Origin of the sequence: Maribacter huludaoensis (assembly GCF_029350945.1) — a bacterium.
In the GTDB taxonomy this organism is placed as follows: domain Bacteria; phylum Bacteroidota; class Bacteroidia; order Flavobacteriales; family Flavobacteriaceae; genus Maribacter; species Maribacter huludaoensis.
This window is the reverse complement of the sequence record NZ_JARKMS010000001.1, coordinates 287,467-305,317: the sequence shown is the minus strand read 5'-3', so window position 1 is coordinate 305,317 and position 17,851 is coordinate 287,467. Positions and strand designations below refer to the sequence as shown.

General features: G+C 38.2%; 1 protein-coding gene. It reads left to right on the top strand.

Annotated elements, in window-relative coordinates:
- The first annotated feature begins 517 nt into the window (after nucleotides 1-517).
- Nucleotides 518-17,836: a T9SS type B sorting domain-containing protein gene (locus PXC01_RS01290; RefSeq protein ID WP_276470565.1), complete on the top strand. Its 17,319-nt coding sequence runs from the start codon at nucleotides 518-520 to the stop codon at nucleotides 17,834-17,836.
- Nucleotides 17,837-17,851 lie beyond the last annotated feature (15 nt).

Below are 17,851 nucleotides of genomic sequence, written 5' to 3'. Positions count from 1 at the left end.
ACATCTGTTTTAATAACAGATGAAATTTATTTTGAAAATCAAGTTAACTATTGCGAATTAGATTTGCTCAAATCTAGTACTAGAGTTGAGTTTTACATTGTTATTTTTTTACTTAAAATGGTTTGAAATCATCTTTTTATAACAGATTAATTGTAAAATCTCTATCTCAAAAAAGCAGGAATCAGACCAAAAAGAGTAAATAATTTTTGAGTTCTCTCACTATTTTTAATTTAAGATTTTATAGCATTATCCAAGAAATTTTTACAACTAAAGATGTACGGTTTGCTACAAATTAAAAAAGAGTAAAGTAACGCTACTACGTCTCTTATCGTTGAAATACACTCTTTTCTAAAAACCACAAACCCATTCTATTTGCCGTTTCACAACAGAAAACATCGTTGCTACAACAATAAATTCTTTAGCCAATTAGTATGGTTAATATTTGTTATTGGAGAATTCCGCGTGGAACGATGCGAAATTGATATCGAATGATAGGAAGGCTTCAAAAATTTACAAAATGACCAAACTGACTCAATTTTTAGATTTTACTAAACACACTTCTCTTATGGGAAAACAGTACTCAAAATTTTTATTTTTCATTTTATTCTTGGCGTTAGGTTTACAAACGGCAGTTGCGCAGGTTAAAAATGACTTCGAAGTTCGATACGAAGCTGATATTAGAGGGGACCTTACTTTTATTGCAAATAGTATAGTAGCCCCACAAATTGACCCTTACTGTGTAGGTAGTAGAAGAAATAGAGTATGTTATCCGGGGCAAACTTCTAACGATCCATATAACTTTACAGGTTCTAATTCAGATTACAATGACAATCTGAATATGCAGTACATTGATATCGATACTGATACTTCAACGTTTAGTTCAAGTAGCGCAAGTTTAGAAATACCTGATGTTGATTGTTCTTTGGTACGTTATGCTGGGTTGTATTGGTCGGCGGTATATGTAAATTCAGACAGAAGTAATATTGATGATATTAAGTTTAGAACCCCTGGTGGGTCTTATCAAGACATTACGGCAGATGAGATTATTTTTGATGGTAATGGTGATGCGGATTTTGGGTATTATAGTCCCTATGCCGCTTATAAGGATGTAACAGATATCGTGTCAGCAATGGCAAATCCTAACGGAGAATATTTTGTTGCCAATGTTAGAGCGAGTACTGGAAGTGATATTTCTGGTGGTATTTCTGGTGGTTGGAAAATGGTAGTTGTCTATGAAAACCCAAATCTTTCCGGAGATAAATTTATTACCACTTTCGACGGATATGCAGGTATTAAGTCAGGAGAAAGTGTCGATATCCTTGTAGATGGATTTACTACGTTACCTGCACCTTTTCCTGTATATGCCAATATGGGTGTTGCTGCCTTGGAAGGTGATAACAGAATTACTGGAGATGCACTTCAAATTAATGCAAATGGAACTTTTTCTACATTAACTAATGGGGAAAACCCAGGGAATAATTTCTTTAATTCTAGTATCACACAATTTGATAGCCACTATATTGCAAGAAACCCAAGTAGTATAAATACTAATGGATGGGATGTTGACCTTTTTGAAATACCTAATGGCGGTGCTAGTAATTCCATCATTCCCAATGATGCCACTAGTGCCATTTTAAGGGCAAGTTCTTCTCAAGATAAGTATGATATTTTCTTTACCTCTTTTGATGTAGATATTATTGCACCAAATATTGTATTGGAGAAAAGAGTACAAACACCAGGTGGGGTAGATATCACAGGACAGGGAGTAAATTTAGGGCAAACACTTGACTATGTTTTGACGTTTGAAAATATTGGCAATGATGATGGTATTAATTATACGATTAGAGATGTGTTGCCAGTAAATGTTTCTCCACCAGATGGTAGAAGCTTTTTTAATGATTCTGATTTTGTATTTCCTGCGCAAATTTGTGAAGCAGGTTCTTGTTATGAAATAACATATACGTATGACCCATTAACAAGAGAAATTGTTTTCACGATACCAGATGTATTTGTTGAAGAAGAAGATGGTCAATATTCTATAATTTTTAGAGTTCAAGTCGCCGAAAACTGTTTTGATTTTATAAATGCTTGTTCAGATTTAATTGAGAACTTAGCATATAGTTCATACAGAGGTGAAAATAATTCTGCACAAGTAACAGATGACCCTAGTGTAACTGACTTTAATTCATGTGGATTTGTTATACCAGGTGCAACAAACTTTCTTTTAGATGATTTATCTGATTGTAATTTTGAGAGAACAATTGAACTTTGTGGTACTAGTGCTATTTTAAATGCTGGTGACGGTTTCGATTCTTATATATGGTATCGAGACACAAATAATAATGGCGAAATTGATGCAACCGACATTGAAATTAATGACGGTGATCCAGATAACGATCCTAGCACACAAGTAGTAACTCTTGTTGGTCAATATATAGTAGATAAAATTGTTGCCGATCCTTGTAAAGGGTTTAAGGAAATTATAAATGTAGAGCCATTTGGTTCGGGTAACTTACCAAATCCTGTTACAGAATATTTTAATGAAGTAAACAGTGATACTGATCCAAGTAATGATATACCGGGTGAAATTGTTTTTTGCTCAGATGATAGTGCATATATACCCAAAATATTCTTATGTGGTATAAATGACACAAAACCGTTGGCAGTAAATATTGTTGATGCACAGAGCGTAACTTGGGAACGATTGGTTGAAGGCAGTTGTGGTGTTGATGTAGGTGAAGACTGTGCCAACAGGGCCCTTACATGTTCATATACAGAAGTAGGTACCGGTAGTAACTATTTATTAAATGCACCAGGGGAATATAGACTATCTGTTGTTTATCAAAATGGTTGTACTAGCCGTTTCTATTTTAAAGGTTTTCAGAATAACCTAGATATAAATTTCAATAATAGAGATATTGTTTGTGATACTGATGGTAACATTACCATTACTAATTTAGGTAGTGGATATGGATATCAGTTGGTAGACAATGAAACTAATAATGTTATTATACCGTTTAGTTCAAACAATGGACCAAGTTTTGATTTCGTTAGTGGTGAGAACGGATCTTATAGAGTAGAGGTTACTCAGTTAGACCTAAACGGCGACCCAATTCAAGACGCTTGTATTTTTACAACACCTGTAATAGGTATTCGTGATCGTTCGGTATCTTATGAAGTTAACGTTACGCCAGAAACATGTTTTAGCCTTGGAACCGTAAACTTGCAAATAATAAATGGCGATCCTCCATTTACTTTTGAACTAAGAAGCAATGATGGTGCCAATGGCGGTTTAGGTACACTTATAGATAGCCAAAACGGTCATGGTGATAACAATTATACTTTTACAGATGTAACTGCTGGTGATTATATTGCCTACATGAGTACTGACAACGGTTGTTCTTATAGTGAAGAAATCACCGTTATAGATGAAAACGATTTAGAACTTACTGCAAGGGTATCTCAACATATTACGTGTAGAGAAGGTAATATTTTAATGGATTCTGAGGGCGGTAAAACACCACATACCTACGCCATTTGGGAACATATAGACCCTTCCGGTACAACCGTAACATCTTATCCTAATTATTCTGATATTCCTGCAACTAATTTTCAATCGAGTCAAATATTTGATATTCTTGACCCAGGTGATTATACCTTCGTAGTTTTAGATAGAAATGGTTGTTATAGTGAATCCAATACTGTTACTATAGAATTTAGGCCTGCTGCGGAATTTGCTGCGACTACGGTTAATGATGTCTTATGTTTTGGTGAATCTACCGGTAGAATTCAGTTTAATTTAATAGATGATAATGGATATCAATTGACTTTTTACCTATATGATTCTAATGATGTATTGTTAGCTGAAAATAATACGGGTCTTTTTCCTAATTTGGCAGATGACGATTATACTATTGTAATCAACCAAAGAAAAGGAAGTGCGTCATGTGATTATGAAGAGAACTATTCAATAGCCGCACCTGCTACTGCAGTTAGTGGTACTTCGGTTCTGATTCAAGATTATACATGTTTACAAGAGGGTATTATCGAGGCACAAAATGTTACCGGTGGTACTGCTCCATATGAATATAGTATTGATGGAATCAACTTTATCCCAGATACTACCGTAAATGCACATCGTTTTGAAAATCTTACTGACGGTACTTATAATCTTATGATTAGAGATGCCAACGGTTGTATATTAAGTACGGACGAAATAGTAATTGACAGACCAAACCCTCCAACAGATTTAACTATTACAGAATCACAAATTTCATGTCCGGCACAAACCGTTAATTTAACCGTAAATGCAATTAATGGTACTGCACCTTATGTGTATTCAATTATAGCACCTGCTACAATTGCACCAACAAGCACAACAGGAAACGAAGCTGCTTTTGATGGTTTAGCTCCTGACACCTATACGGTAAGAGTTACTGATGCCGATGGTTGTTTTTATGAAGAAAATTATACGATAAATGCGATTAACCCTATATCTGCAAGTGGTCAAACAACGCAACCAATTAGTTGTTTTGGTGCTGCAGACGGAGTTATTCGTTTTAATGTAAACTTCCAGGCTGGTCAAAACTTTACCTATACCATTACCGGTCCTGCAGGAGTAGTAAGAACAGGTGGTACTGAAGCATTAATTGACAACATAAATAATTTGGCTCCTGGTATTTATACAATAGAAATTGTAGATACGGATACTAACTGTAGATATTCTGCCAGTCATGAATTAGAAGGTCCGGCTTCGGCACTGACAATTTCTAGTTTAACCGAGACACAGCCTAGTTGTACATCAGATGGTAGTGTTAGTGTTCTTGCAACAGGCGGATGGGGAAGTTATGTGTATGAACTGAGCAATCCAGATGCCACTGTATTCGGAACCAATAGTACAGGTTCTTTTAATGGATTATCACAATCAGGAACCTATAACGGTACTATTACAGATGCCAACAACTGTAGTATACCATTTACTTTTGATCTTAATCCTGCAACTGCACCAGTTTTAGTAATTACACCAAATCAAGATTGTTTTGATGATGCTGTATTATTGACTCTTACGGCAAGCGTTTCTTCTGGTGGTGACGGTTCTTTTGAATATAGCTTAAACGGTGGTGCTTTTAGTACAACCAATATATTTTCTGATCTTTCTGCAGGAACATATACGGTTGAGGTAAGAGATGGTAATAATTGTACAGACACTGAAAGTATTACTGTAAATCCGGCACTTACGGTAACTGCAAGCGCAAGTAACATTAACGCATGCGACACTGATACCGAAATAACTATTAGTGGTGCAGGCGGCGATGGTAATTATGTATATGCCGTAGTTGCTGACGGGGTTACACCTACGACTGCAGATTTTGATCCTAGCAATACGGTAACGGTGACCGGTATAGGTGACTATGATGTGTACGTAAGGGATAATAACGGTAATACCGATTTCTGTGAAACGGTATACGATATTAATATAGACCAAGATGCTCCAGTAGCAGCGACACCAACTGTTGTTGATGTTACTTGTTTTGGTGGTAACAACGGTAGTATTTCTTTAGCCCCAAGTGGTGGTGAGGCTCCGTATACATATAGTATTGATGGCGGCACTTTTGGTATCGCAAGTTCATTTAATAATTTAATTGCTGGCACGTATGATGTTAGAGTAAGAGACGCAAATAGTTGTGAGGCTAGATTATCTATTTCCGTAGACCAATTACCGGAAATAATAGCAGAAAGCGCACAAACAGAAGATTATACCTGTAATCAATTGGCAGAAATTACAGTTGGTGGGGTAACACCTACAACTGGTGGTTCTGGTTCTTATCAATATAGCTTAAATGGTGGTGCTTGGACCGCAGCTACTGCCGGAGGAACTGTTTTTACTGATTTAACGGATAATACGTATCAGGTTCAAGTTAGGGATGCAAACAATATCAATTGTGTTGTAACCCTCCCTGAAATTATAATTGCTCCTTTGCCAACAGTGCCTTCTTTGACAAGTAGTGTTGCTTACAGTTGTGATGGTACGGGTATTGTTACAATTCTTCCAGATGATGCAACGTATACTTATAGTATTGATGGTAATGCTCCTCAAATTGGTGACAATGTATTTAATAATGTAGCAGTAGGTCAACATACTATTACCGTAGATTATGGTAGTGATTGTACAACCGATATTATTGTAACTGTTGAAGACGGTTATCAATTTGAAGCAGCCCTGCTTTCTTATAAAGATTTAGATTGTAACGGCGACAACTCTGGTTCTTTAACTTTTGAGGTAGGTAATTATGGTGCAAGCGGATTTGAATATAGCCTAGATAATTTCGCTAGTATTTTAGGTAGTACTACAGTTTCACCACAAACAATTTCTGGACTTGCGGCAGGTAGCTATAGAGTTTATGTTAGGGAGGTAGGTAGTACTTTGCCGGGTTGTGCTACATTCTTTGATCAAACTATTGATGAACCTACTTTGGTTGTTGCCAATGCAGGTCTTACTCAAGATTTTACATGTAACAATGGTGGTGGAGAAATTACGGCTAGTGCAACCGGTGGAACACCAGGATATGAGTATCAATTAGAAGAAGATGTTCTTGGTATTGTAACCGCGTACAGAACAAATGCCGTTTTTAATGGATTGCCTGCCGGTACTTATTATGTGCGTGCTAGAGATACAAATGGTTGTTCAGATGTAAGCGATACGCCTATTATAATTACAGCGCCAGAAATTCCGGTTTTCACCTTACAGGAAACTACGTGTTATAGTGGTAGCAATGATGCAACCATTACGGTAGATGTTACTGCAGGAAATGGGGATTACCAATTTAGAATCAATGGAGGTTCTTTTGTAACTCCAACGCCAGTAGATGCAACTTCCTATACGTTCACGGGTCTTTCTAATGGTACATATACTGTTGAGGTTACCGATGCTTTTGGTTGTGATGCTCCGGCGCAAACCGTTACCATAGAACAACAAGTTACGGTTAGTGCAAGTGCTAGTACAATAACGGCTTGTGGCACCGATAGTGAAATAAATATTACCGCTGCAGGTGGTGATGGTAATTATGTATATGCAGTTGTTGCCGATGGGGTTACTCCTACAGCGGGAGACTATTCAGCTACCAACCCGGTTACCGTATCTGGTGCTGGAGATTATGATGTTTATGTCCTTGATAATAATGGTGGTGCGGACGCGTGTCCTGCAATGTATGATATTAATATAGACCAAGATGCTCCAGTAGCCGCAACACCAACTGTTGTTGATGTTACTTGTTTTGGTGGTAACAACGGAAGTATTTCTTTAGCACCAAGTGGTGGTCAAGCACCTTATACGTATAGTATCGATGGCGGTGCTTTTAGTACCGTAAGTTCGTTCAATAACCTTACGGCAGGTACGTATGATGTTAGGGTAAGAGATGCAAATAATTGTGAAGCGCTATTATCGCTTCCGGTAGACGAGTTACCGGAAATACTAGCAGAAAGCGCACAGACAGAAGATTATACTTGTAATCAATTGGCTGAAATTACAGTTGGTGGGGTAACACCTACAACTGGTGGTTCTGGTTCTTATCAATATAGCTTAAATGGTGGTACTTGGACCGCAGCTACTGCTGGTGGAACTGTTTTCACCGGTTTGTCTGACGGTACATTTACAGTTCAAGTTAGGGATGCAAACAATATTGCATGTGTAATTAGTCTTCCGAATATAATAATAGCGCCATTACCGACCGCTCCTTCTTTGACTAGTAATATTGCTTACAGTTGTGATGGAACAGGAATTATTACCATTCTTCCAAGTGATGCATCGTATGCATACAGCATCGATGGTAATACTCCTCAAATTGGTAATAATGTATTTAATAACGTAGCAGTTGGTCAATATACCATTACCGTAGACTATGGTAGTGATTGTTCTACAGATATCATTGTCGATGTTCAAGATGGGAATGCTTTTGAAGCTGCAATTTTATCTTATGAAGATTTAGATTGTAATGGAGATGGTTCTGGTACCATAACTTTTGAAGTTGAGAATTTTGGACCAGGTGGTTATGAGTATAGCTATGATAGTGCTTTCGCAACTATTGAAGGTAGCGATACTGCTGCAACACATCAAATAACTGGTTTATCTCAAGGTACGTATACAATCTATGTTAGAGATGTTGACAACCCTATTGCCGGTTGTACAGAAATTTTGACTCAAATTATTAACGAGCCCGCTGTTTTAACGGTTTCTAATACGGCAACACAACCAACATGTATTGATGATGGTGCTGTAGATATTACGGTTACTGGTGGTACCGCTGCATATTCTTATGTAATTGAATTACCGGATGCTTCGTTAACGCCAGCACAAAACACAGGAATATTTACTGGTCTTGATCAATTAGGTTTACATACTATAACTGTTACTGATGCAAACGGATGTATTGAAACCGATACCTTTACATTAACCGCACCTGTTGCTCCTGTAGCAAGTATTTTACCGAGTTCAGATGTGTGTTTTGACTCTTCTGTAACTGGTTCGGCGACTATCGAAGTTGGTGCAACTGGAGGAGTGGCTCCTTATTCATATAAAATGAATACTGGTGTATTTGGAAATTCGAACACCTTTACAAATCTAACTCCAGGAAACTATTCTTTTGAAATTAGAGACGCGAATGGTTGTACAGATACGGTAACTTTTGATATTGAACCTCAATTAACGGCTAGTCTTACACTGACAAAAGATTTAGATTGTACTATATCACCAGATGCTACTATGAATTTAGTAACCAATGGTGGATATGCTCCTTACACATATGAATTGGATGTTAATGGCGGTGGCTTTACTGCTTTTACAGGAACGTTCCCATATGCCACCTCAACTGTTGGTACCTATAGGTTCAGAGTAACAGATGACCAAGGTTGTACTGCTGTTTCTAATGTAGTTACGGTTACGGCAACGGTAAATCCTGTTGCTAGCGAAACTGTTACCAACCCAACTTGTTTTGGAGATACCAATGGTATTGTAGAAATCAACGTTGATCCTAATTTCGGCTCTTCACCATATCAAATCAGTTTTGATGGTAGTGCCTTTACAAGTCAACGTGTTTACACAGGTTTAGCTGCCGGCACCTATAATTATATTGTTAGGGATTCTAAAGAATGTACGTATAATGGAAGTGTAACTGTTGTTGATCCAGTGCTATTTGATGCTAATGTGGTAGCAACTGACGTTAGTTGTGGTCCTTCTGGTGATATTCCAGGTAGTATTGAAATTACGATTACCAGTGGTGGTGTACCTAACTTTACGTATACATTATATGACAATCTTAATAATATTGTTGCTACTACGGGTCCAAACCCTATTGCAAATACAACGGCTACTACCGTTACTTTTGATGGCTTAGCTTTTGGTGATTATTATGTTCGTGTATTGGATGCCAACGGCTGTGAGTATTACGAGAATCCGGTTAGAGTGCTTTCTAACCCATATTTGTCTGTTGACGCTGTAATACCTGCTGTTAGTTGTATTACTGGCGGTACGGCAGAACTAACGGCTAGCGGTGGTTCGGGTAATTATGACTTTACCATTTATGGTGCGGGCACCACTCCAGATGCTGAGTCTGCCGGTGCTAATCCAAATGAGGAAGTTGCAACTTACAACGGACTAAACCCAGGTCAATCTTATGTTTTTCAGGTGATTGATACTACAACAGGATGTTCAAGTTTTGTTGAGGTCGATGTTCCTAACCTATCAAGTATTGATGTAGTTCCAACACCGACGGTAACAGATGTTGCTTGTTTTGGTGATACCAATGGATCAATTGCTTTTCAATTTGAGGGTTATGATAGTTCAGTGACTACCATTAATTATGAATTAAGAGAAAGTATAAGCAACACACCTTTAGGTGGTTCATATTCAGGAAGTGTAACAGGTCCAAACGGTCCTGGTCCAACGGCTACGGAAACAATATCTAACATTCCTCCGGGAGATTATGTTTTATTCTTCCAAGAGGCAGCTACACCTGAGTGTACAAATACTTTTGAGTTTAGAATATTAGAGCCTAACCCGGTTACATTAAGCTTGGCAGATCAAAATAATGGGTACTGTTCAGAAGATGCCAATGTTACGGTTATTGCAGGTGGTGGTAACGGTTCTTATACTTATGCATATGTACAAGATGGTGTTACTCCGGTTGCGGGTGATTATGAAACTAATAATTATAAAGAATTAGATCCTTCTGTAAATACAGAATGGGATATCTATGTAATGGACGGAAATGGCTGTTCAACAACGTTACCGTTAGATGTTACAATTGCAGATGATCCAACTCCAGTAATTTCTGGCTTGGTTATTAACCAATGTACTGCAGATGAAGGAGATTTTATTATAGAAATTACATTAGATGGCGAAGGATCTCAACCATACACACTTAGTGTAAACAGCGGTTCATACCAGTCTTCTACGTTAACTACTGCAGGTACTACGCATCAGTTTACCGACCTTAGTTCTGGTAATTATACTGTTCAGGTTCGTGACTTTAATGGTTGTGGAAATGTAGAGACCATTGAAATTTTTGCCCCGACCTCTATTACAGCTGAGGTTACTACTCAACCTTCATGTACGGAAGGCGATGGGGAAATAGTAATTACAGCATATGGTGGTTCTACTTTTTATGAATATGAATTGTTTGATAACGGAGGAGTGAGCGTTGCTGGCGGACCTCAACTATCACCAATTTTTACAGGATTGGATTCAGGTGTATATACAGCGCATGTTTATGATACTGTTTTAGGTGGATGTACTGCCCAAACCGATGTTGAATTAGAATTGGCAACTCCTGTCCTATTTATTCCAGCTATAACAGATGTTACTTGTTTCGGTGATACAGATGGGTCTATAGTTGTGCAATTAGATGCCACAATGGATAATCCACCTTATGTGTACCAATTATTTATAGAAGCAACGCCTTCTGTATTAACTCCAGTGGGTACGCCAAAAACAACGGGGACATTTACAAACTTACCAGCTAATGAAGATTATGTAGTTAGAGTTACTTCTGCACGTGGTTGTATTTTAGAGGTTGACAGTCCGGTAGGTACTCCGTTACAAATTTCAAACGTCAATGCAGATGTAGTTGAATTTGGTTGTACCGTGGGTAATAATTCGAACAATGCAACGATAACTGTAGATACTGCAGCAATTACAGGTGGTAGCACTACTTATGTTACCTATGAGTTTATAGATAGTAGTTCAGCTGTGGTTCAGTCTGGTCCATCAAATGTATTAACGGTTACAGATAGAACAGGGGAGACCTATACTATAAATGTATATGACGATAATGGATGTTCAGGTAGTACAACGGCTACTGTATTGCCTTATGATGAACTTACAAGTGCAACTGCCGCAGTGACTACAACGGTTACATGTGCGCCAGGTAGTGATGGTGTAATTACGGTTACGGCAACTTCTACCGCTAGTGATGATACAAAATATGAATACAGTATCGATAACGGTTCAACCTATGTACCTACCAACGTCTTTGGCGGATTATCTGCAGGCAACTATAACTTCTTAATAAGACATACGGATACAGGTTGTATACTAACGGCTTCGGCTATTATTGAAGAGCCGAATACGTTTACCATCGATGTCGTTAAGACAAGTGACGTAATCTGTTTTGGAACGGATACCGGTGAAGTTACTTTTGAATTGATCGATGCTACATATAGCACAGGATTCGGTTGGGAAATTTTCCGTACCGATAATACTTCTGTCCTAAGTGGTACAGAATTAGCAAATGGTCCTACACCAATTATTAACTTAGGTGTTGGTGAGTACTATGTTTCCATTTCACAAACTAACAATCCATTCTGTACCAATGTTGAATATTTCAATATTGCAGGTCCTGATGCGGATATTACGGGAGATACTGTAGTAACAGCTATTACTTGTAACCCTGGTAACGATGGTTCCATTACAATTACTGACGTAGTCGGTGGTTGGGGTGGTTATACGTACTATGTAGGTGTGGGTGTTCCTGCAACTACAGATTTCGTAGCGGACGCTTCTTTCACAGGATTAGCAGCCGGTACATACCAAGCATGGGTTCGTGATGCAGAAGGTTGTGAAAGATTAATTCAAGATAACATTGTTCTTGATGTTCCAGATCTTATTGATGCCGATTTACTTGTTACTCAAGAGAACTGTACAAATTTACAGGGAGAAGTAACCGTAAGCAACGTAATTGGCGGTCAAGGAAGTAATTATACATACCAATTGAGATTAAACGGCACTAATTTCCGTGCTCCACAAAACACGCTAGTTTTCTCTGGTCTTGGTGCTGGTGAATATGATGTAATTGTTTCAGATCAATGGGGTTGTACGTTTACAACAGATCCAGTAGAATTATATGAGCAATTAAGCGCTACTACCTCGGTAGATAAAGCTATTGATTGTACAAGTATACCAGGCGGTACAATTACGATCAACGTAACGGGTGGTTCTACAAACCTTGAGTTTACGATGACACCTCCAACCGGTGCTGCAGTTACTCAGTTGAATGACCCAACATTTACAGGATTAACCGTTGATGGTAATTATAGTTTCTTAGTTAGAGATTTAGATACCTCAAACCCTGTTTGTGAACTAACGGTAACGCAAGAGTTAGCTCCTGCAATTCAGCCGGTATTTACAGATTCTCATATAGATATTACATGTTATGGATCTAATGATGGCTCAATTACATTGACGCAAGTTGAAAACGGAGTTAATCCGTTAACATTTACCATATCTCCTGTAGCAGGAACATTTAACCCAAGCAACAATACGTTTGAAGGTTTACCTCCAAATACATACGTAGTAACAGCAACAGGAACCAATGGTTGTAGTTCGGTATCAGGTAACATTGTAATTGATGAACCTGCATTAATTTCGAATATCAATACTTCGGTAGTTGAATTCGGTTGTACCGTGGGCAATAATCCTAACAACGCTACAATTACAGTTGACGAGGATGCCATTACAGGCGGTAGCGGTAACTATGTAATCTATGAGTTTGTAGATAGTAGTTCTGCCGTTGTACAATCTGGCGCGTCTAACGTGTTAATTGTTACGAACAGAGCAGGAGATACCTATACTATCAATGTTTATGATGATAAAGGATGTTCTGGTAGCACAACTGAAACCATACTTCCTTTTGATGAGATTACTAATGCAGTTGCAAATGTTTCCAATACAGTTACTTGTAATCCAATTAGTGATGGAGAATTAACGGTAGTCGTAACTTCAACCTTAGGTGATGCTACTAAATTCGAGTATAGTATCGATAACGGTGTAAACTACCAACCATCCAACGTGTTCGGTGGATTATCTGCGGGATCGTATACGATTCTTGTGAAGCATTTGGATACAGATTGTATCGTTTCTACGACGCAAACTCTCGTAGAGCCAAATACATTTACCATCGATGTTGTAAAAACAAGTGATGTAATTTGTTATGGTACCGCTACAGGCGCAGTAAACTTTGAATTAGTTGATGCAACTTACCCTGGCGGATTTACTTGGACTATTTATGATACTGAAGGGACACTGGCAAATACCGGCGATGATACCATTGTTATCTCTGGTACAGAAGCAACAACAAATGGACCTACAGCAGACATTAGCTTGGAAGCTGGTAATTACTATGTTTTAATTAGACAGGATAATAACCCATTTTGTACAAATACAGAGGCATTCACTATAAACGGTCCTACAGCTGATATTAGCGGGTCTACAGTAGTAACTGATATTACTTGTAACCCTGGTAATGATGGTTCAATTACAATTACTGACGTAGTTGGTGGTTGGGGTGGCTATACATACTATGTAGGTGTGGGTATTCCTGCAACTACAGATTTCGTAGCGGATGCTTCTTTCACAGGATTAGGTGCTGGTACATACCAAGCATGGGCTCGTGATGCAGAAGGTTGTGAAAGATTAATTCAAGATAATATTGTTCTTGATGTTCCGGACCCGATAGCGGCAATACTAGAAGTAAACATAGAGAACTGCACAAACTTACAAGGAGAAATCGAAGTGAGTATGCCTACTGGCGGACAAGGAAGTAACTATACATACCAATTAAGATTAAACGGTACTGATTTCCGTGCACCACAGAATACCAGAGTATTTGCAGGCTTAGGTGCTGGTAGTTATGACGTAGAGATTATTGACCAATGGGGTTGTCCTTTTACAACTAATGTGGTGGTGCTTTATGAGCAAATGGATGTTTCTACAACAGTAGATAAGTCTATTGATTGTTCATCAATACCAGGTGGTGAAATCACAGTTAATGTAACTGGTGGTTCTACAAACCTTGAGTTTATAATGACACCTCCAACCGGTGCTGCTGTAACTCAGTTGAATGACCCAACATTTACAGGTTTAGTTGCTGAGGGTACATATAGTTTCTTAGTAAGAGATTTAGATACTACAAACCCTGTTTGTGAAAGAACGGTAACTCAGACTTTAGATGCACCGGTAGCCCCTGTGTTGTTAGATGCGACAATTGTAAACGTAAGTTGTTTTGGTGGTACAGATGGTAGTATTAGAGTAAACATTGATCCGGCTACAAATTCAAATCCTGAGTATCAATATGAATTATATGATATTGCTGATTTGGTTACTCCAATTGCAACACAGACAAATCCGTTATTCAATGGTTTACCAGAAGGTGAATATCAAGTAAGAGTTATTTCAAGTAGAGGTTGTGAAGACATTAAAAATGAAACGATCACAGAACCACTAGAATTAACAGTTAGTGCTGTGGCGACAGAATTTAACTGTTCAGCAGATAATAGTGTTAACACTGCAACGATAACGGCAACAGCAGGCGCAGGTACAGGTACCGCACCATACTTATACAGTATAGATAACATCATCTTCCAATCACAAAATACATTTAATGTATCAGATACAGGAAGTGTACAAACTATAGATGTATATGTAAAAGATGCTAAAGGATGTATTACGTTCGATACGGTTACAATTCAACCTATAAACACGTTCACGGCTTCAATTGCACAAGATGTGGCTATTAACTGTACTGTTGATGAAACAATAACAATCACTGTTGCCGATAATGGTTTGGCACATAACTATGGTTATGAGTTGTTACCAATTGGTAATACAAGAGGTATATTGGTAAGTACTACGGCTACTTCTGCAACATATGATTTAAATGCTGTTGGTAGCTATGTATTCAGAGTTACGGATTTAGACACGGGTTGTTATGTAAACACGGCTAGTTATACGGTTGCTCCGTTCGATTTTATTACGGCAACAGCAACACCGGTATCAGAGGTGACGTGTTTTGGTGATGCAAACGGTAGCTTAGAAATTGATATTGATGGCTATACAGGTAACTATACTTACGAGGTATTTAATGCCGCAGGTACATCTGTTATTCCTGGGACAGCATCAGACACAAGTGTTAACCCAAGAACTATAACAGGATTATCTGGCGGTAGCTATTATGTTACCATTACAGAAACAGATATTCCTTTATGTTCAGAAGACACTAATCTGGTAACTATAATTTCACCGGATACTCCGTTAAGCGGAACGGTTACAACTTTAGCAGAGGCTACATGTACAGATGACCAAGGTGTAATTAGAGTTGCCGTTGAAGGTGGTTATAGACTTTATGATATTGTTTTGACTAACACTACTACTGGTGATGTCTATACAATGAATGATGTTAACGAAGGAATTTTTACAGATTTAGCAGCAGGTGGTTTCACAGTAAGTATTACCGATGATGCCGGGTGTGTAGTTAACTATACTGAAACACTAACACCAGCTACACCAATTGTGGCAAATGCAACTCCGCTTGTAACAGACTTAGCTTGTTATGGAGATACAGGTGCTGTTGTTACTGCAAATGTAACAGGTGGCGGTAGCGGTAGTTATGAATATCAGTTGAACTATTATGATGCAACCGGTTCTACAATTACAAATACAACGGGAGCACAAACGAATCCTAATTTTAGAGATTTAGGTGCAGGCTTCTATAGTATTACCGTAGTTGACGGATGGAACTGTGATATTACAACAAATGTAGTTGAGGTTAGAGAACCAACCGAAGTACAGGCAAGTTTAATTAGAACAGATGCATTAACGTGTGAGTCTGGTGTAGCGTTCGAGCTTTCTGCAACAGGTGGTAGTGGTTCATATGAGTATAGTGTAGATAACATCAACTTCTTACCAATGACAAGTAACCCTATTGGATTACCGGAAACAGGTGAGTATGGCGCAGGTAGATACCAGTTCTATGTACGCGATGCTATTAACGGTTGTGAGTCTGCAGTATCTAATGCAATTACCGAAACCGAGATCCCTGCTTTAGAGCTAACGGTTGACGCCTCTGCAGCTGTACTTAACTGTACAGGTGAAAGCACGGCAATTATTTATGCAACTGCGGATGGCGGATTAGGAAACTATCAATATGAATTGTTTACCGATAGTTCTTTAAGTATAGCTTCTAGAATTGCAGGTCCTCAGCCACAAGGTGTGTTTAGAGATTTAGGTGCAGGTACGTACTATGTAACTGTTGTTAGTGATGATTGTACAACAGCTCCGGAACAAGTAATCATTGAAGAACCTATTCCGCTTTCTTATACAGACAATGTTGTTAACATTACCTGTGAAGGGGAGAACAATGGTGAAATTACAGTTATCTTATCTGGTGGTGCCGGTGGTTATCAGTATGCAATTTCGCCCAACCTGAATCAGTTTTACGCTGAGGGTACATTTACCGAATTGACTCCTGGTGAGTATACAATCATTGCACAAGATCAAAATGGATGTTTTGAATACTTAACGTATACTATTTCAGAGCCGTCAAGCTTAGAAGTAACGGCAGAGACCACACCGGAGATTTGTGTTGATAGTCAAGATGGTTCCATAATTCTTGAAATTACTGGAGGTACGGCACCTTATAGTACCGCGTTGAACTCAAGTAGCGATGAAGATTTTGTACTGAACAGAACAGAATTCTATGACATGGCAGCTGGTAATTATATTATTGTCATCAAAGATGCCAATGGTTGTGATACCAACGTTGTGGTCGATATTGAAACAGGAGTAAACCTTAATGCTACAGTAGTGCCTGTTTATGAATGTACAGGTGATACTCCAGATAATTATGTGAATATAACTCTTGAAGATGATAGTATTATCGGTGATGTGCTTTATGCAATAGATTCTGTTGATCCAGCTGATTTACAGTTGAATGCTGACTTTAGAAATACTGCACCTGGTAATCATTATATTACCATAGCACATTCCAATGGATGTTTACAAACCGTAGATTTCGTAATAGAAGATTTTGAGCCGTTGACACTTGCTCTAGAGCAAAATAACATGAACGAAATAACTGCAATTGTAGAAGGTGGTCGTGAAGGCTATACATATTACTTTGACGGTTATGACAATAGTGACAATAATATATTCTATGTTACCAGAACAGATACTTATGAGGTACGTGTTGTTGATGAGAACGGATGTTCTACCGTTGCAAACATATTTATGGAGTTTATTGACATTGAAGTACCTAATTTCTTTACTCCGGACGGAGATGGGCAGAACGATTTATGGATTCCTAGAAACATTGAACAATACCCTGAAATACTAATAAAAATATTTGATCGTTATGGTAGAGTGGTTTCCGAACAAGCAGTTGATTCTGAAGGTTGGGATGGAACATACTTGGACAGAGAATTGCCAACTGGAGACTACTGGTATGTAGTACAACTGAACGGTGATCGAGATGAAAGAGAATTTGTTGGACACTTTACTTTATACCGATAAAAACTTAACCTAAAA

Coding starts and splice junctions, on each gene's coding strand:
- PXC01_RS01290 (WP_276470565.1), top strand. CDS start 518: ATGACCAAACTGACTCAATTTTTAGATTTTACTAAACACACTTCTCTT.